Origin of the sequence: Bacillus paramycoides, assembly GCF_001884235.1 — a bacterium.
Classification (GTDB): Bacteria; Bacillota; Bacilli; order Bacillales; family Bacillaceae_G; genus Bacillus_A; species Bacillus_A paramycoides.
This window is the reverse complement of the sequence record NZ_MAOI01000069.1, coordinates 157,516-175,579: the sequence shown is the minus strand read 5'-3', so window position 1 is coordinate 175,579 and position 18,064 is coordinate 157,516. Positions and strand designations below refer to the sequence as shown.

Here is an 18,064-nt window from a genome sequence, read left to right as displayed (position 1 = left end):
ACTTTCTTTGTGAATTAGATTGTACTTTATAGTTAAGTAAAGTAAATCTCAACGTAAAGAAATCCAATCATGTCGTTGTCTTAGAAGAATGTAACTACAATCATTGACACAAATAAGATTGTCAAGTAATTCAGGGAGTAAACAAACATTTTTACGGACCATTTGATGTCATCTTGCTTACGGAAGCCATAAAACCCTAGTACGATCCATCCGATGTTAAGCAATGTTGCAATTACCATGAAGGTTACTCCAAGCCCACTCATATAAAATGGTAGTGGTAATAAACATACTGTCCAGATCATAATCTGACGTTTCGTAATATTAAATCCCTGTACAACAGGAAGCATTGGGATTCCTGCATTGCGATATTCATCAACACGTTTCATCGCTAACGCGAGGAAATGTGGGATTTGCCAAATAAACATAATTAAAAATAACATCCAAGCTATTGGATGATCTAAAGATGGATCAATTGCCGCCCATCCAATTAAAGGTGGAACAGCTCCTGATATACTACCTACAACAGTATTTAACGTATATTTTCTCTTCGTCCATAATGTATATAAAACTACATATGTGAAGGCACCAATAAATGCGATTAATACTGCCATTGGTGTCGTAAGTAATAAAAATACGAAGCCAAGAAGTAAAATTACAAGTCCAAATGCAAGTGCAAATCCAGGTTTATATTTACCTGTTACCGTTGGACGGTTTTTTGTTCTCTCCATTAATGGATCGATATCTCGGTCAATGTAGTTATTTAAACAACATACCCCTGCCATAATTAATGCAGAACCAACGATTGTAAAAAATAGCTTATCCAGATGGTCCATAACACTCAATCCATTAAAATGTAAAGCCAACCAAAATCCTGTAAATACAGTAAGTGTATTTGAGTTTACAATCCCCATTTTAACGAGCGCTGATAAATCTTGTAACCGAGTTGTTTCCGGTACACTTGAAACAGCTGACTCATCATGCAGCTCACTTGTTGCATGGTTCATCACTTTAACCCCCTCTTAAACCTATCATCTTTCTAAGCGAAATATTTCGCTTCTATATAGCAATATTATTACAGTAGAAATATTGTTAACCCATTCTACTACTAATCTACGCCCATACTCCAATATATTAAATCATATTTCCCGAACAATTTGTGAAGAAAACATGAACTTTTTGTGTCGAATAATAAAAAACTTTATTCTAACCTATCCTTATCATAACATGATGTTATCTTCTATAATAAACTATTTTGTCATATTTAGCATGTATTCTCCCCATTTCTTTTCAAAATAGACTCATTTTCGCCTAAAATATGTATTTAAAATCCCATTTTTTTCTTTATTCTGTATACGTTGTCCTCACCCTTCATTTCTTTGCTATTTTATTATTTTTTATATATCATAGGACTGTAGCACGTTTTATTCTATACATAATGGAATGAAAATATTTCGCAATAACTTCATAGCAGAAAGATGGTGAAAGAGATTGCAACGCTTTATTAAATGGTTAGCAGTCATTACAAGTCTCGATTTATTAGTAGTTTTACTAGGAGGCGCTTTAGTTACAAAAACAGGTTCAGGCCAAGGGTGCGGTAAATCATGGCCACTTTGTAACGGTGAATTTGTTCCATCTAATTTATCAATGGAAACTATTATTGAGCTGAGTCACCGCTTAACATCGGGATCAGCAGGTATCCTTGTTACTCTTCTTTGTATCTTGTCCTGGAAATATTATAAACATGTGCGTGAAACAAAGACGTTAGCAATTTTATCCTTCGTATTTTTAGTTGCACAAGCATTAATGGGGGCAGCTGCAGTTGTTTGGGGACAAATACCTGCTGTACTAGCTATTCATTTTGGTATTTCCTTAATTTCATTTGCTTCTGTCATCTTGTTAACGTGTCTTATTTTTGAAATTGATCAGAAATTCGATGCACGTTCACTTATTATGGACAAAAAAATGAAATTTCATATTTATGGTGTAACAATTTACAGTTATATCGTTGTCTACACAGGAGCTTTAGTACGTCACGAGCGAGCTAGCTTAGCCTGTCCAGACTTCCCTTTATGCAGTAAAAACAGACCTATGCCAACTCAACTACATGAGTGGGTTCAAATGGGACATAGAGTTGCAGCGATGTTAATATTCTTTTGGATACTATATGTGATGATTATTGCTATTCGTCATTACAAACAGCAGCGTGTAGTATATTGGGGATGGATTATTTCATTTATCCTTGTAACACTTCAAGCTATTGTAGGAATTTTAGTTGTATATACAAATGCTAGTTTATCAATGGCATTATTACACTCACTCTTCATTTCTTGCTTGTTTGCAGTACTATGCTATTTAGTTATGTTAGGTACAAGAAGTACAGTCAATGCAAAAGAAGCCGTATCGACTTCTAAGCAAAATAAAATAAAGTAACACTTTAATACCTTGCCAATTCGGCAAGGTATTATTTGCAACAGAAAAAGAGCTGCTTTCGCACAGCTCTTTTTCTTTATTTTAATGATCTAATTCAATGAGTAAATCTCCCGTTTGAATTGCATCACCATCATTTACATATACTTTCTTCACTTTACCATTGAATGGTGCTTGAACCGTCGTTTCCATTTTCATTGCTTCTGTAATTGCCATAGAATCGCCTTTTTTCACTTCATCGCCTTCTTTTACAACTACTTTAACAACAGTTCCTGGCATCGTTGCGCTAATGTGATTTGGATTTTCACGGTTTCCTTTCACACGTTGGGCAACTGTTGCTTTCACACTTTCATCTTTCACAACAATCTCACGTGGTTGACCGTTAAATTCCAAGTAAAGAACACGATTTCCATCTGGCTGCGGCTCTCCAATTGATACTAGTTTAACCATCAATGTTTTACCTTGTTCGATTTCCACATCAATTTCTTCACCAAGTCTCATACCATAGAAAAATGTCGGTGTATCAAGCACAGATACGTTTCCATAAAGTGCGGCAACTTTTTCGTAGTCCATAAATACTTTCGGATACAATGCATATGCGACTACATCAAAAATCGTTACTTCGCGCCCAAGTTTATGGTATAACTCTTCTTTTAAAGCGTCGAAATCTACTGGCTCTAATAATTCACCTGGTCTTACTGTTAATGGCTCTTTCCCTTTTAATATAATTTTTTGTAATTCTTTCGGGAAACCACCATATGGTTGACCTAAATCTCCAGAGAACATTTCAACAACAGACCCCGGGAAGTCCATAGAATGTCCACGCTCTAAAATATCTTGTTCTGTCAGATGATTTTGAACCATAAATAATGCCATATCACCAACAACTTTAGATGACGGTGTTACTTTTACAATATCTCCAAACATGTCATTAACACGACGGTACATTACTTTAACTTCATCAAAACGATCTCCTAAACCAACCGCCTTCGCTTGTTGTTGAAGATTACTATACTGTCCACCTGGCATTTCGTGCATATATACCTCTGTGTGAGGAGCGTTCATACCACTTTCAAATGGCGCATAGTATTTACGTACATCTTCCCAATAATGAGATAGTTTTTCTAATGAGTCTATATTAACATCTGGTTGTCTTTCATTTCCACCTAACGCATAGTATAGAGTATTCGCACTCGGTTGTGACGTTTGACCAGCCATAGAACTCACCGCTACATCAACAATGTCAACGCCTGCTTCAATCGCTTTCGTATACGTTAAAATACCATTTCCGCTAGTATCGTGTGTATGCAAATGAATTGGAATCGACACCGTCTCTTTTAATGCTGAAACTAAATCATATGCTGCATTCGGCTTTAATAAGCCCGCCATATCTTTAATTCCTAAAATGTGAGCTCCTGATGCTTCCAGCTCTTTCGCTAAGTTTTTATAATAATTCAAATCATATTTGCTTCGTAATGGATCGTGAATGTCTCCTGTGTAACACATTGTCGCTTCTGCAATTTTACCCGTATCTCGTACAGCATCAATTGCAACTCTCATACCTTCTACCCAGTTTAAGCTATCAAAAATACGGAACACATCAATTCCAGCTTGAGCGGAACATTCTACAAATTTTTGAATTAAATTATCTGGATAGTTTTTGTATCCAACTGCGTTTGAAGAACGAAGTAACATTTGGAATAAAACGTTCGGCATTTTTTCACGAAGATCTAGTAATCGTTCCCATGGATCTTCTTTTAAGAAACGATACGCAACATCAAACGTTGCACCGCCCCACATTTCTGCGGAGAATAAGTTTGGCAACATTCTCGCTGTTGGCTCTGCGATTTGATGTAAATCTTTTGTACGAATACGCGTTGCAAGTAAAGATTGATGTGCATCACGGAATGTTGTATCCGTTAAAAGCACACGTTTTTGATCTTGAACCCACTTTACTAATCCATCCGCCCCGCGCTCATCTAAAATTTGTTTCGTTCCGTTTTGAATTGGTTCTGAGTGTTTTACACTTGGTATACGAGCATCCGGGAAAATTGGCTTCTCTTTTTTCCCTACTCCTGGGAAGCCATTTACTGTTACTGTACCAATGTAATTTAACATTTTTGTTCCGCGGTCTTTACGTTTTGGGAACAAGAACAGTTCAGGTGACGCGTCAATAAACGAAGTATCATATTCTCCTGATAAGAAGTTTTTATGTTTTACTACATTCTCTAAGAATGGAATATTTGTTTTAATACCACGAATACGGAATTCTTTTAAGTTACGTTCCATTTTTGCAGCAGCTTGTTCAAAAGTAAGCGCCCAAGTTGTAACTTTTACAAGTAAAGAATCATAGTACGGTGTAATAACTGCGCCTTGGAAACTATTACCTGTATCAAGACGAACACCAAAACCACCGCCTGATCGATATGCCATAATCTTCCCTGTATCAGGCATAAAGTTATTAAGCGGGTCTTCTGTCGTTACACGAGATTGAATGGCATAGCCATGTACAATAATCTCATCTTGTTTCGGCACACTTACAATCTTACTATGTAAAGCATGTCCATCTGCAATTAAAATTTGTGATTGAACAATATCAATTCCTGTAATCATTTCTGTAATTGTATGTTCTACTTGAACACGTGGATTTACTTCAATAAAGTAAAACTCATCACCTTTTACTAGGAATTCAACTGTTCCAGCATTTAAATAATTTACATTTTTCGTTAACTTTACTGCAGCATCACAAATTCGCTGACGCAAATCATCTGAAAGCGACACGCTCGGTGCAATTTCAACTACTTTTTGATGACGTCGTTGTACAGAGCAATCACGCTCATATAAATGCACAACATTACCTTCTTCATCTGCCAAAATTTGTATTTCTATATGTTTAGGTTTTTCAACGAATTTTTCAACGTAAACTTCATCATTACCAAAAGCTGCTTTTGCTTCTGATTTCGCACGATTATACGATTCTCTTAATTCTTCACTAGTGCGCACGATACGCATACCACGACCACCGCCACCAAGCGATGCTTTAATAATAATCGGGTAATCATACTTTTCAGCAAATTCTGCGACTTCTTCTAATGAATTTACTGGACCATCACTACCAGGAATAACTGGAATTTGTGCTAGCTGCGCTTGTGTTCTTGCTTTAACTTTATCTCCAAACATATCTAAATGCTTACTTTTTGGACCGATAAAGATAATCCCTTCTTCTTCACAACGTTTTGCGAATTGAATATTTTCTGACAAGAAACCATATCCAGGGTGGATTGCATCTACATGATTACTTTTCGCAATCTCAATAATGCCTTCAATATCTAGATAAGCATCAATTGGCTTTTTCCCTTCCCCAACTAAATAGGACTCATCGGCTTTATAGCGATGATAAGAACCGCTATCCTCTTTCGAATAGATTGCAACTGTGTTTAATCCAAGTTCTGAACATGCTCGAAATACACGAATTGCAATCTCTCCACGGTTAGCTACCAATACTTTTTGAATACGTTGCAGCTTTGTCATGATTTTCCCCCTCTACTTTCCTACCACTCTAGAGATAAAATACATACACACTCTAAAGAGCGTGAAGTTCTTCACTTTCCACAATATATTATACTTAGAAAGCTTCACTTTATTTTTATCCATCATACCTTATTTTTCAACAAATGATAAGTTTTCTAATCAATTTGTTTCACAAAAATAGTATAGCATACCTCTTCGTTTTCTAACAACCTTATTGTATATCACATTAATTTATATATGATATATTTTTAACCTCAATAACAAATTAGTATATCACATTAAAGGTGATAGAAATAAAAAGCACACTGAGCTTTTTAGCCCAGTGCGCTTTTATTTTACAACAACAAGATGCGGTCCACCTTGTTCTCTTTCTTTAGTCATTTCGTTTTGTTGCTTCTCTTGTCGTTTTACATGACTAGCAATATTCAATAGTATACCCATTGCAAGTAGATTTGCTAATAAGGAACTACCACCATAACTTATAAATGGCAAAGGCACACCTGTAAGTGGTATTAATCCAGACATGCCACCTACGTTAACAAACGTTTGAATCCCAAATAAACTAGCAATACCAATTGCTATTAAGCTTCCAAATGGATCTTTACACTTTTGAGCAATCCTGAATGAACGAATGATAATAAGTAGCAAACAAATTAAAATAACAGCTACACCAATAAAACCAAGCTCTTCAGATATAATTGCCATAATAAAATCCGTTTGCGGTTCTGGTAAGTATCCATATTTTTGTACACTGTTTCCTAGTCCTCGACCGTTTAGTCCTCCTGAAGCAATTCCAATAAAAGAATTTATTAGCTGGAATCCATCATTTTGAGGATCATTAAATGGATCAAGAAAGACTGAAAAGCGAGCTTTTTGGTACGCACTTAACTTAAAGTTAGCTAGCAAATAAAGAGATGGAGCCCATATTATAGAAGTTAAAACAATTCGTTTTATCCACAAATTGATCCGCACTCCCGAGCAAAGAAACATAATTCCAACTGTTCCCCCAATTAACAAATCGGTACCTAAATCATTTTGCCTTAAAATTAAAAGCATTGCCAATCCAACAAAAGCAAGCGTAACTCCCGATCCTTTAAAAACAGGCGTATCTGTCTCTTGTCTTCTTGCAAAAAAACGAGCTAAAATAATAATAATCGATATTTTAACAAATTCAGCGGGCTGTATACCTAATATCCACCCTTTTGCACCATTTATTTCCTGACCGAAAGCCAATGCTGCTGCTAATAAACCAAGACTACCTATTCCCATTGCCAATAGAACTATTCGCTTTCTCCAAAGTTTATAAGGAATAGAAATGATGATCGCTAACATTATTGTTCCAACAGCCAGAGCTACTAATTGTCTTTTAAAAAAGTAATTTGCCGGCCAATTATGCCTCGAAATCGCAACAATGGAACTAGAACTATATACCATTATTACTCCCAGCACACATAAAATAATAAGAGGAAGTAATAATGAATAATCCATCGATTTCCATACTTTTTTCATTTCATTTCCTCTTTCTGTTTCAATTTAATTATTGTTGTATTCCATATGTATATAGGTTCTTCCTGCTTTATTATACAAATAAAAAGCCCAAACTATTTCAGTTTGAGCCCCCTTATTTGAACCCGTTATTGTTGTTTGTTTGTAAATGCTTCATGAAGTGCAGATAACTCACGTTCGAGCTCTCCTAACATTGCTTTCCCTTGTTCTTCTGCAATAAGACCAAGGCGAACCGCAAAATCGACCTCTCGGGATAGTCCAAACATTTGTGTGTCTAACACTTCTTCATATAATGGACATTGCGGCATTGTAAGATGGTCCATTTGCACCTTAATAAGTCTTAAGATCTTCTCCGCATCCGCTTGTAGAAGGGCAAGTGCCTTTTCCTGATGATTTGATACTGTCTCAGACGCCAAATTGATTCCCTCCATTTCCGTCCTACTCTCTCCTATCTATTAATATTAGCGATAGTTTTAATAAATTGCAATAGAAACATTTTTTGTGACAACAGTGTCTAATACTATTATACTGAAAAGTGGGAGTATAACACAAATGGGGGAACAACAATGAGCGAAATTTTATTTATTAATGGAAAAGTTCGTTTTCCGATCACTATCGATCCAACTGTTTGGATTTTTGATGACCGGAAAGTAGATTTAACAACTTACTTTGATGAAACTAGAGAAGAAATATCCGAATTAGAAACATACTTAAAGCATACTTCAGAACATTGGGATCGTGAAATCCGTGATGGTGCTGCCTTCCCACCAATCCAAAAAAGTGTAAAGAAATATAAAAAAGAACAGCTTATTACCGGTACATTCGGTATACCATTTCATCCATTTCTTACGAACGCTGAACTTTCAGACGATGCTACTCAAGTCGTAATTGAAACAGTAGACAATACAGTTACACTTCCATTAGAAACAGTCGAAAAAGCTATTCTTGGTTTTTCAAAAGAAGGAAAACCGTTAAGAGAAGACGGACCTGTTCATCTATATTTCCATGATGGATCTAATAGACAAAATCCAATCCGTAACATCCGTAAATTTACAATTATTTAATTGTATAGTTAAACTGTAAAAAGGAGTGAGCTTATGCCCACTCCTTTTTATAATAAATCCGCTGCTAGTTGAGCTAAATTAGAACGCTCTCCTTTAACAAACTTTACATGACCACTAATACGTTGTTCTTTAAACTTCTCTACAACATACGTTAAACCATTATTATATTCATCTAAATATGGGTGATCAATTTGCTGAGGATCTCCCATTAATACAATCTTACTTTTTTCTCCTACCCTTGTTAATATCGTCTTTACTTCATGTTTCGTTAAGTTTTGTGCCTCGTCAATTATAATGAACTGATCTGGAATACTTCTCCCGCGTATATAAGTAAGTGCTTCTACTTCAATCGAACCCATCCCAGCTAAAATAGCGTCTAGCTCTCCAGGCTTTTTCGTATTAAATAAATACTCTAGATTATCAAAAATCGGCTGCATCCACGGTCTTAACTTTTCTTCTTTTTCTCCTGGTAAATAACCTATATCTTTTCCTACCGGAACAATCGGTCTCGCAACAAGTAGTTTTTTATATAACCCTAAATCTTCCGTTTGCATTAGTCCCGAAGCTAATGCAAGTAACGTTTTTCCTGTACCTGCTTTCCCTGTTAACGTTACAAGTGGAATATCTTCCCGAAGTAACAATTCTAATCCCATAATTTGCTGTACGTTTCGCGGACGTATCCCCCACACTTGCTCATTATGAAAAATAAGTTTCTTTACCTTCTTACCTAAGTGATCGACAATCCCTAGTGCTGAGCTAGAGCCACCTAGCGCATCTTTCATTACAACAAATTGATTTGGATAAAAAGGATGGTTTGCAATTGCAGATAAAGGTAGTTCACCTTTTTCATAAAAATAATCTAATTGTTCTTTTGATATATACCCTTCTAAAAATCCTGAATATATATTTTCCACTTCAATTACTCGATCACTCAAATAATCTTCAGCCTGCAATCCGATTGCATCGGCTTTTACCCTTACGAGCACATCTTTACTTACTAAAATAACTGATTTCCCATCCTCTTTTTCTTGTTCTTCTAAAGAGAGGTTTTTCGCTACAGCTAAAATTCGATTATCATTTGTTTTTTCTACAAAGATATCTTGCAGTTGAACAAATGAGCGATGATTTAATTCAATACGAAATGTACCGCCGTTTTCTAGCGGAATACTTTCATGCAGCTTTCCTATTTCACGAAATTTGTCTATTAACTTAGATACATAGCGAGCATTTCGTCCTACTTCATCCATATAACGTTTTTTCGAATCAACCTCTTCTAATACAACTGCTGGAATCACTACTTCATTTGTTTCAAATGAAAAAATAGATAAAGGATCCTGCAAAAGTACATTCGTATCTAACACATAAATTTTATCCAACCTGTTACCCCCTGACTCCACTTTTAAATTTGTAGAACAAGGGTTTCATCCATAAAGTATGGACGAACCATTGTTATAATTATATGTACCGTATAAACGAGGTAGAATCGAAATTCATAGAAATTAAACCTTTTCTTTATTTTTTATTCATTTCTATTCAATATATTACTTTTAATTATAATTTTTCACATTAAATCACAATACTCAATTACAAAAGTTAATGAACTAATTTCCTATTAACCCCATTTATAATTCTTTCATGCCTACTAACACTTGACTATCAAGCTTTTTCGCAGCTCGAAGATCATATGTTTTTTCATATGCTGGTTCTGTAGCAAGTTTCGCTCCATAAAACATAACATCACGAACTTCTTGCACATTTACTTCTATTACAGTTAATTTCAGAGGAATCCCTTCCATTCTATCTGTTAAAATTTCACCTTCACCACTTATGGAAAATACGGATTCATTCGCCATTATAGTCAAAACCACCCCTGCATTATGCCGCATATTTTCCACAATACGTGAGCGTTGATCTACCGCAAATCGAATACTAGTTTCACTCACTGCATATACCCAAGAAATAGCACTTACGTTAGGCATTTGTTTTTCAAAATCTGTCGTTGCTATCATAACGATACATTCTTTACGTAACGATTGTACTAAATCATCTGTCAATGTAGGCTCTACTACATTCGCCATATTTCCACCTCCAAATATTCTTTCTATATCCTTATCATAACTTATTTTTCGAATTGCGAAAATATTATTTTTTCCGGCTATTATTCAAAAACATTATGCTTCCATGATATACTTATACTGATAGAATTCGTATTGAGGTGACGAAATGAGAGTCAAATGTATGATTTGTGATAAAAAAGATATGTTAGATGACGAAAATCCTATGGCAAAAAAACTGCGTAATCGCCCTATTCATACATATATGTGCATGGAATGTACGGAACGAATTGCAGATCGTACTATGGAGCGCCATGCAAGTGGTAATTTCCGATTATATCGTGATAAAAAAGTAGAAGACGATTGGTAAATCGTAAATAAGTCCTTAATCATATAGATAAGGACTTATTTGTATTTTTCTGGTTCACGATTCATCTGATCCAAAAAACAATCAATTGCTTCTACTGGAAATCTTGCACACCTCATTTCCCCATCAATTTCATATGTAATCAAATACATTTCCTCGTTCTTTTCAACTTCTACATTTCTTAATTTATGCTCTTCATATATCATATTTTGAAATAATAAATACGTTTCTTGTGCGGCATTATCATCTGGACGTGCTTCCGCAACCGTTTTAATTGTTAACCAATTATATAGTGCATCTTGTACTGAGCGCATGGAAGTCCTCCTTTTCACCCTGCTTTTTGTTGTCTAGCTTGACGTAAACGCAGTCTATAAATTCCAAGTACAATTGCCGCCACAACGAGCCCTTCTCCAACAGGTAAAAAAACTGCAAAGAAAGTTAATACCGTGCATCCAATTGCTAAAGATGTATATATCACTATATTTTTCAGTACCGATAGTTTCCTTGCGAATCCTAAATTATATACAAGTGCACTTAATATAATAATTGTTCCATAAAGCAACCACATCCCTAGCTCTGGATTTTCATCGACTTTGCACAATTTCGCGAAAAATGACATTCTTTCTAACACTACCTTTCACCCCTTCTCATGAAAACAAATTCTCTTTATGTACTTAATACTAGATTAACCCGCAAAAAAATTACTGTCTACAAAAAGAGTAAATATTCTAAAAAAATAAATAAAATAAAAACAGCTACCTTTATAAAAGGTAGCTGTTCTATTATTTTACGCTTCAACAGATTTCTTTTTCTTAGCAGCTCTTTCGCGCTCGCTCTTATCAAGAATCTTTTTACGTAAACGAATTGATTCTGGAGTTACTTCACAGAACTCGTCATCGTTTAAGTACTCTAATGACTCTTCTAAAGTCATTAAGCGTGGTTTTTTCATTGTTGAAGTTTGATCTTTCGTTGCAGAACGAATGTTAGTTTGTTGTTTCATTTTTACAACGTTAACTGTTAAATCATTCTCACGTGTATGTTCTCCAACGATCATACCAGCATATACTTCTGTACCTGGTTCAACGAAGATTACACCGCGATCTTCAACTTGCATAATACCGTATTGTGATGCTTTTCCTGTTTCAAGTGAAACTAGAACACCTTGACGACGTCCACCAACTTGTCCAGCATGTACTGGTTGGTAACAATCGAATGTATGGTTTAAAATACCGTAACCACGAGTTAATGTTAAGAATTCTGTTGTGTAACCAATTAAACCACGTGCTGGAACCATGAAAGTAAGGCGAACTTGACCGTTTCCGTTATTCACCATATCTAACATTTCACCTTTACGTGCACCCATTGATTCCATAATAGAACCAGTGTATTCTTCAGGCACATCGATTTGTACGCGCTCTACAGGCTCACTTCTTACGCCGTCGACATCTTTAATAATTACTTCAGGTTTAGATACTTGTAGTTCATAACCTTCACGACGCATGTTTTCAATTAAGATAGATAAATGTAATTCCCCACGTCCAGATACGATCCATGCATCAGGAGAATCTGTATTATCTACACGTAAACTTACATCTGTTTCTAATTGTGAACGAAGACGCTCTTCAATTTTACGAGATGTAATGAATTTACCTTCACGACCTGCAAATGGGCTGTTATTTACAAGGAATGTCATTTGTAGTGTTGGCTCATCAATACGTAATAATGGTAAAGCCTCTTCATGCTCAACCGGACATACCGTTTCACCTACGTTAATGTCTTCCATACCTGAAACAGCTACTAAATCTCCAGCTTTTGCTTCTTCAATTTCTTGACGTTTTAATCCAATGTAACCAAATAATTTAGTTACACGGAATTGTTTTACACTTCCGTCAACCTTCATTAATGCAACTTGTTGTCCTACTTTCATTGTACCACGGAATACGCGTCCAACCCCGATACGACCAACATAGTCATTGTAATCAAGAAGTGCTACTTGGAATTGAAGTGGCTCTTCGCTGTTATCAACTGGTGCTGGAATATGTTCAATGATTGTGTCAAATAATGATTTCATATTCTCTTCTTGATTTGCTGGATTTGAATCTAAGCTTGCTGTTCCGTTCATTGCTGATGCAAATACAACCGGGAACTCTAATTGATCTTCGTTTGCACCAAGTTCGATGAATAAGTCAACTACTTCATCAACTACTTCATCAGGGCGAGCGAAGTCACGGTCAATTTTGTTTACAACAACGATTGGCGTTAAGTTTTGCTCAAGAGCTTTCTTTAAAACAAATCGTGTTTGTGGCATACAACCTTCATATGCATCAACAACAAGTAGAACACCATCAACCATTTTCATGATACGTTCTACTTCTCCACCGAAGTCAGCGTGACCAGGTGTATCTAAAATGTTAATTCTTTTATCTTCATAGTGAATCGCAGTATTCTTCGCTAAAATTGTAATACCACGTTCTCTTTCTAGATCATTTGAGTCCATTGCGCGTTCTTCAATGTGTTCATTCGCACGGAACGTCCCCGCTTGACGTAATAACTGGTCAACAAGTGTTGTTTTACCATGGTCAACGTGGGCAATAATTGCTATATTTCGTAAATCTTGTCGTTTTTTCAACATGTCCAACTCCTAATGTCTTTTTAATCCTTCTCTATTATAAGAGCGAAGGGGATACAATGGCAATCAAAATAAAATCAAGAATGAAAATATAGTTGTATTCTTACTTTTGTGAAAGTAAAATGAGATTGGAGGGTGAAGAAATGGAACACATTCAATATCGCTTTTTATTAACAGCAATTATCGGTGTTATCTTCTTAATTGGTATCGGAATTATGATTGCTGAAAATAGTCCCATCGGCATTATTATTTGCATTATCGGCACATTTGTTACAGTTGGATACGGTTTTGTAACAAAAAGAAAAATGCGTAAATCGCAATAACATTAAAAAGTAAGAAGCTCCTTTATGCCTCTTACTTTTTTTGTTACTGAGATACAAGTGGGAATAATTCTTCGTATACCCCTGGTTTTGCAACTAACACGCTGCTTTTCTCTACAATGGAAAGAGGCGTTCCTAAAAACGTTGTCACTTTACCGCCAACTTCTTCTACAATAATCTGTCCCCCGCCAAAATCCCACGGCGATAAGCGCGGTGTTACATATGCATCTAATCTTCCCGTTGCAACATATACCATTTCTAACGCAGCACAACCATATGACCTCGTACCTCTCGCCTTCTTAACGAGCATCATCATTTTTTCCATATTAAGCAATGGATTATCAGTAAGCCATATCGCATTCAGAGCTATAATTCCATGCTCTACTGTTCCTTTTTCCAACATGGGAATAGCTAAATCATTGCAAAAAGCCCCTTTTCCCTTTACCGCATGATATAGTTCGTCATGAACTGGATCATAAATAAGACCAATCTTTCCGATACCGTTCTCATAAATCCCGATTGAGATTGCGAAATTCCTTTTTTGATGAACAAAGTTCATCGTGCCGTCAATTGGATCAATTAACCAAACAACCCCGTTAGAAGAAGTAATCTCATCTCCGTAGCCTTCTTCCCCTAAAATATAATGAGTTGGGAATGTTTCTTTAATTCTCCCAATTAAAAACTGCTCCGTTTCTCGGTCCATGTTTGTTACTAGATCAGCTGCATTTGATTTTGTTTCTATAATAGGTGCTTTTTCCAGCGACGCCATTAAACGTTCTCCCGCTTCTCGAATCCACTGTTTCGCGTGTGTATCGATGTCTTTCCATACTTCTTGCATGTTTAAACACTCCGATCTATACTGTTCACAGAAAAAACGAACCCTTTATAAGGTTCGCACCAACTAATTATTTATACATATACTATTATTACGCTTCTAAACGGATCATTTCAAGTCTTAACACTTCTAATTTTTGTACGCACTCTTCTTTTTTCTGTTTGTCGTTCTCCATCATCGCATCATATAAAGTTGCTAATTCATAATCTAGCTCCAAACGTAGCACCGGAATTCTTTTTTCAGCATCTGTTCTCTTTAACGCATTAATCACCTGTCTCATTTTTTTGCCTCCTCCCAATATTCGTCTGCCCTCGGACTAGAATTGATTCAATTTTCTGATTTTTTGTTTTATACTATACTATGTTGGATAAATCATCTATGCAACAAAATTATATTTTTTTATTTAAATTTTTTTGTGCTGTTTTTTTTTATGAATAGTACAAGCTATGCTAAAATTAAAACAAAATAGGAGTTGGAGGAACAATCATGACACTACAAACATTCACATCAACTGATTTTGAAGTCTTTACTGTTGATGGTCTTGAAGAACGAATGAGCGCAATTAAAACGAATATTCATCCTAAGCTAGAAGCTTTAGGGGAACAGTTTGCAGAATATTTATCACAACAAACTGATGAAAACTTTTTCTACCATGTAGCAAAACATGCACGCCGCAAAGTCAATCCACCAAACGATACTTGGGTTGCTTTTTCAACAAATAAACGTGGATATAAAATGTTACCACACTTTCAAATTGGTTTATGGGGTACTCATGCCTTCATATACTTTGGTTTAATCTATGAGTGTCCACAAAAAGTGGAGACGGCTCACGCCTTCTTAGAACATTTAAATGATTTAAAAACAAATATTCCAAATGACTTCGTTTGGTCCATTGACCATACTAAACCAGGTGTAAAATTACATGAAACGCTTGAAACGGAAGACTTACAAAAGATGATTGAACGTTTAGCTACTGTGAAAAAAGCAGAATTATTAGTCGGTATTCATATATCACCAGAGGAGTTTTCAGCAATGACCAACGAACAATTCCTTGCTAAGATTGAATCTACGATGCAATCACTCCTTCCTTTATATGCACTTTGTAATCGATAGCAGAAAACGGACAATTTATATTGTCCGTTTTTAGTTGTTATCACATTATAGCACTTTGTATTTTATTTTTCAAAATTTTTTTACATTTTTACAATCTTTTGTTCCGCTACTTCTTTTGCTTTTTGAATCGCACGATATATAGAATATCCACTTACTTCTTGAAATTCTTTATCTATTTTTTTCTCCGCTGCCTTCGATGGCACAATCTCTTTAAAACGACGATATAATTCCATCAAATCTTCTCTCAAAACTCCTTTTTCATATACCTTTTCAATCGCTTCATAAAACTTTACAACTGCTACCATTTCTTCATTTGACCAATCGTAGTCAAGTGGATATTGATATTCCATTTTTGCACCTCATTCAGTATTCTTTCTTTTTCCATTATGCTACCTTTAAGAGAAACTTTTATTCTTCACTATAGCCACTCTGCATTATACACCATTTATCCATTTCAATGGAATTGTCTTCCTCTTTGCGGTATTTAAAATATAACTATTAAGCATACTCACCTTGAAAATGAGTTTTTTCTATACATCTATAATTATTGGTGATATAATGCTTTTGTTTTATAGAAAATAAAGTGAGACTACCATCCCCAAAAAGGCTTTTGTGAATGGCAGAAAAACAAGTCACGTTCTAAAAGTTTGTCATCTTAATTTCCTTTTAGAATGAGATGAAATCATATAAAACAAACTCTAATAAATATTACGAAGAAGAAGGGGTGTATAGATTGTCCCAATACGAAACACCATTGTTTACCGCTTTAGTTGAGCACAGTAAGCGAAATCCAATTCAATTCCATATTCCTGGTCATAAAAAAGGACAGGGCATGGATCCTACATTTCGCGAATTTATTGGGCATAATGCATTAGCAATTGATTTAATTAATATTGCGCCGCTCGATGATTTACATCATCCAAAGGGTATGATTAAAGAAGCACAGGATTTAGCAGCCGCTGCTTTCGGTGCAGATCATACGTTCTTTTCTATTCAAGGTACAAGTGGTGCAATTATGACAATGGTGATGAGCGTTTGCGGTCCTGGGGATAAAATCCTCGTGCCACGAAATGTGCATAAATCAGTAATGTCAGCTATTATTTTCTCAGGTGCAAAACCAATTTTCATGCATCCTGAGATTGATCCGAAGCTCGGTATTTCACATGGAATTACAATTCAATCTGTCAAAAAGGCTCTTGAAGAGCACTCAGATGCGAAAGGCTTACTTGTTATAAATCCAACATATTTTGGGTTTGCTGCAGACTTAGAGCAGATTGTAGAATTAGCTCATTCTTACGATATTCCTGTACTTGTTGATGAAGCTCACGGTGTTCATATCCATTTTCATGATGAACTGCCGATGTCAGCTATGCAAGCGGGTGCAGACATGGCAGCAACAAGTGTTCACAAATTAGGAGGGTCTTTAACCCAAAGCTCTATTCTTAATGTAAAAGAGGGTCTTGTTAACGTAAAACATGTTCAATCCATTATTAGCATGCTTACGACAACATCAACTTCTTACATTTTGTTAGCATCACTTGATGTTGCTAGAAAACGTCTTGCTACAGAAGGAAAAGCTCTCATAGAACAAACAATACAATTAGCTGAACATGTTCGTGATGCTATAAATGTTATTGAGCATCTTTATTGTCCTGGAAAAGAGATGCTAGGCACAGATGCTACTTTTAACTATGATCCTACAAAGATAATTGTATCTGTAAAAGATTTAGGTATTACAGGCCATCAGGCTGAAGTATGGCTTAGAGAACATTTCAACATTGAAGTCGAACTCTCTGATTTATATAATATACTTTGTCTTGTCACTTTTGGTGATACAGAAAGTGAAACAAATATACTTATTAGAGCATTACAAGATTTAGCAGCAACATTTAGAAATAGAGCGGATAAAGGTGTTCAAGTACAAGTAGAAATACCCGAAATACCTGTGCTAGCACTTTCTCCTAGAGATGCTTTTTATTCAGAAACGGAAGTCATTCCATTTGAAAACGCAGCAGGTCGTATTATAGCTGATTTTGTTATGGTTTATCCGCCAGGGATTCCAATCTTTACTCCGGGGGAAATTATTACACAAGAAAACTTAGAGTATATTCGTAAAAATTTAGAAGCTGGGTTACCTGTACAAGGCCCAGAAGATATGACATTACAAACATTACGTGTTATTAAAGAGTACAAGCCTATCAGTTGATAGGCTTTTCTT

General features: G+C 35.6%; 18 protein-coding genes. 6 read left to right on the top strand and 12 right to left on the bottom strand.

Going from position 1 to position 18,064, the window contains the following annotated elements:
* Positions 1-80: 80 nt before the first annotated feature.
* Entirely contained in the window at positions 81-1,004 is a 924-nt protein-coding gene (ctaB, locus tag BAU28_RS13435) for a protoheme IX farnesyltransferase (RefSeq protein ID WP_002173189.1), read from the bottom strand.
* Between the two features lie 484 nt (positions 1,005-1,488).
* Here ctaB and ctaA point away from each other — a divergent pair, with 484 nt between their 5' ends.
* Positions 1,489-2,430 carry a heme A synthase gene (gene ctaA / locus BAU28_RS13430; protein WP_002173190.1) on the top strand — a complete coding sequence of 314 codons (942 nt, stop codon included), beginning with the start codon at positions 1,489-1,491 and terminating at the stop codon, positions 2,428-2,430.
* An 81-nt stretch (positions 2,431-2,511) separates the two neighbouring features.
* Here the strand turns inward: ctaA and pyc are convergent, their stop codons facing one another.
* The 3 genes from pyc to BAU28_RS13410 form a co-directional block, all read right to left on the bottom strand.
* A complete protein-coding gene (gene pyc, locus BAU28_RS13425) occupies positions 2,512-5,958 on the bottom strand; it encodes a pyruvate carboxylase (RefSeq protein ID WP_071718799.1) in 3,447 nt (1,148 codons plus the stop codon).
* A 330-nt stretch (positions 5,959-6,288) separates the two neighbouring features.
* Complete coding sequence (locus tag BAU28_RS13415) at positions 6,289-7,467, bottom strand: FtsW/RodA/SpoVE family cell cycle protein (protein WP_071718798.1); 1,179 nt, start codon at positions 7,465-7,467, stop codon at positions 6,289-6,291.
* 125 nt (positions 7,468-7,592) lie between these two features.
* Positions 7,593-7,880 carry an Fpa/YlaN family protein gene (locus BAU28_RS13410; RefSeq protein WP_000135695.1) on the bottom strand — a complete coding sequence of 96 codons (288 nt, stop codon included), beginning with the start codon at positions 7,878-7,880 and terminating at the stop codon, positions 7,593-7,595.
* A 150-nt stretch (positions 7,881-8,030) separates the two neighbouring features.
* Here BAU28_RS13410 and BAU28_RS13405 point away from each other — a divergent pair, with 150 nt between their 5' ends.
* The gene (locus BAU28_RS13405) at positions 8,031-8,528 is read left to right on the top strand and encodes a molybdopterin-binding protein (protein ID WP_048374027.1); all 498 of its coding nucleotides are present in this window, start codon (positions 8,031-8,033) and stop codon (positions 8,526-8,528) included.
* A 47-nt stretch (positions 8,529-8,575) separates the two neighbouring features.
* Here the strand turns inward: BAU28_RS13405 and BAU28_RS13400 are convergent, their stop codons facing one another.
* Entirely contained in the window at positions 8,576-9,904 is a 1,329-nt protein-coding gene (locus BAU28_RS13400; RefSeq protein WP_071718797.1) for a PhoH family protein, read from the bottom strand.
* Between the two features lie 246 nt (positions 9,905-10,150).
* Positions 10,151-10,606: a pyridoxamine 5'-phosphate oxidase family protein gene (locus BAU28_RS13395; protein ID WP_025147753.1), complete on the bottom strand. Its 456-nt coding sequence runs from the start codon at positions 10,604-10,606 to the stop codon at positions 10,151-10,153.
* 145 nt (positions 10,607-10,751) lie between these two features.
* Here BAU28_RS13395 and BAU28_RS13390 point away from each other — a divergent pair, with 145 nt between their 5' ends.
* On the top strand, positions 10,752-10,952 hold the full coding sequence (locus tag BAU28_RS13390; protein ID WP_002173197.1) for a YlaI family protein: 201 nt from the start codon (positions 10,752-10,754) through the stop codon (positions 10,950-10,952).
* 35 nt (positions 10,953-10,987) lie between these two features.
* On the opposite strand, the gene BAU28_RS13385 is transcribed toward BAU28_RS13390, so the two are convergent.
* From BAU28_RS13385 to typA, 3 genes are all read right to left on the bottom strand, one after another.
* Entirely contained in the window at positions 10,988-11,263 is a 276-nt protein-coding gene (locus tag BAU28_RS13385; protein WP_025147751.1) for a hypothetical protein, read from the bottom strand.
* 14 nt (positions 11,264-11,277) lie between these two features.
* On the bottom strand, positions 11,278-11,580 hold the full coding sequence (locus BAU28_RS13380; RefSeq protein ID WP_002173199.1) for a YlaH-like family protein: 303 nt from the start codon (positions 11,578-11,580) through the stop codon (positions 11,278-11,280).
* Between the two features lie 156 nt (positions 11,581-11,736).
* The gene (typA, locus tag BAU28_RS13375) at positions 11,737-13,581 is read right to left on the bottom strand and encodes a translational GTPase TypA (RefSeq protein ID WP_071718796.1); all 1,845 of its coding nucleotides are present in this window, start codon (positions 13,579-13,581) and stop codon (positions 11,737-11,739) included.
* 140 nt (positions 13,582-13,721) lie between these two features.
* On the opposite strand from typA, the gene BAU28_RS13370 reads away from it, so the two are divergent.
* Complete coding sequence (locus BAU28_RS13370) at positions 13,722-13,901, top strand: DUF5325 family protein (protein WP_000400127.1); 180 nt, start codon at positions 13,722-13,724, stop codon at positions 13,899-13,901.
* A gap of 43 nt (positions 13,902-13,944) precedes the next feature.
* Here BAU28_RS13370 and BAU28_RS13365 read toward each other — a convergent pair whose 3' ends face one another.
* Entirely contained in the window at positions 13,945-14,736 is a 792-nt protein-coding gene (locus BAU28_RS13365; RefSeq protein ID WP_071718795.1) for an inositol monophosphatase family protein, read from the bottom strand.
* A gap of 88 nt (positions 14,737-14,824) precedes the next feature.
* Positions 14,825-15,013 carry a hypothetical protein gene (locus tag BAU28_RS13360; protein WP_001250168.1) on the bottom strand — a complete coding sequence of 63 codons (189 nt, stop codon included), beginning with the start codon at positions 15,011-15,013 and terminating at the stop codon, positions 14,825-14,827.
* A gap of 206 nt (positions 15,014-15,219) precedes the next feature.
* On the opposite strand from BAU28_RS13360, the gene BAU28_RS13355 reads away from it, so the two are divergent.
* Entirely contained in the window at positions 15,220-15,846 is a 627-nt protein-coding gene (locus BAU28_RS13355) for a YktB family protein (protein ID WP_002173202.1), read from the top strand.
* Between the two features lie 80 nt (positions 15,847-15,926).
* Here the strand turns inward: BAU28_RS13355 and BAU28_RS13350 are convergent, their stop codons facing one another.
* Positions 15,927-16,196, bottom strand: a complete 270-nt coding sequence (locus BAU28_RS13350; protein WP_025147747.1) for a UPF0223 family protein — start codon at positions 16,194-16,196, stop codon at positions 15,927-15,929.
* Positions 16,197-16,579: 383 nt separating this feature from the next.
* Here BAU28_RS13350 and speA point away from each other — a divergent pair, with 383 nt between their 5' ends.
* On the top strand, positions 16,580-18,052 hold the full coding sequence (gene speA / locus BAU28_RS13345; protein WP_025147746.1) for an arginine decarboxylase: 1,473 nt from the start codon (positions 16,580-16,582) through the stop codon (positions 18,050-18,052).
* Positions 18,053-18,064 lie beyond the last annotated feature (12 nt).

Excerpts from the sequence above, each read along its gene's own strand:
- ctaB (WP_002173189.1), bottom strand. The coding sequence starts at position 1,004 with ATGAACCATGCAACAAGTGAGCTGCATGATGAGTCAGCTGTTTCAAGT.
- pyc (WP_071718799.1), bottom strand. The coding sequence starts at position 5,958 with ATGACAAAGCTGCAACGTATTCAAAAAGTATTGGTAGCTAACCGTGGA.
- BAU28_RS13415 (WP_071718798.1), bottom strand. The coding sequence starts at position 7,467 with ATGAAAAAAGTATGGAAATCGATGGATTATTCATTATTACTTCCTCTT.
- BAU28_RS13405 (WP_048374027.1), top strand. The coding sequence starts at position 8,031 with ATGAGCGAAATTTTATTTATTAATGGAAAAGTTCGTTTTCCGATCACT.
- BAU28_RS13395 (WP_025147753.1), bottom strand. The coding sequence starts at position 10,606 with ATGGCGAATGTAGTAGAGCCTACATTGACAGATGATTTAGTACAATCG.
- BAU28_RS13390 (WP_002173197.1), top strand. The coding sequence starts at position 10,752 with ATGAGAGTCAAATGTATGATTTGTGATAAAAAAGATATGTTAGATGAC.
- BAU28_RS13385 (WP_025147751.1), bottom strand. The coding sequence starts at position 11,263 with ATGCGCTCAGTACAAGATGCACTATATAATTGGTTAACAATTAAAACG.
- typA (WP_071718796.1), bottom strand. The coding sequence starts at position 13,581 with ATGTTGAAAAAACGACAAGATTTACGAAATATAGCAATTATTGCCCAC.
- BAU28_RS13370 (WP_000400127.1), top strand. The coding sequence starts at position 13,722 with ATGGAACACATTCAATATCGCTTTTTATTAACAGCAATTATCGGTGTT.
- BAU28_RS13365 (WP_071718795.1), bottom strand. The coding sequence starts at position 14,736 with ATGCAAGAAGTATGGAAAGACATCGATACACACGCGAAACAGTGGATT.
- BAU28_RS13360 (WP_001250168.1), bottom strand. The coding sequence starts at position 15,013 with ATGAGACAGGTGATTAATGCGTTAAAGAGAACAGATGCTGAAAAAAGA.
- BAU28_RS13355 (WP_002173202.1), top strand. The coding sequence starts at position 15,220 with ATGACACTACAAACATTCACATCAACTGATTTTGAAGTCTTTACTGTT.
- BAU28_RS13350 (WP_025147747.1), bottom strand. The coding sequence starts at position 16,196 with ATGGAATATCAATATCCACTTGACTACGATTGGTCAAATGAAGAAATG.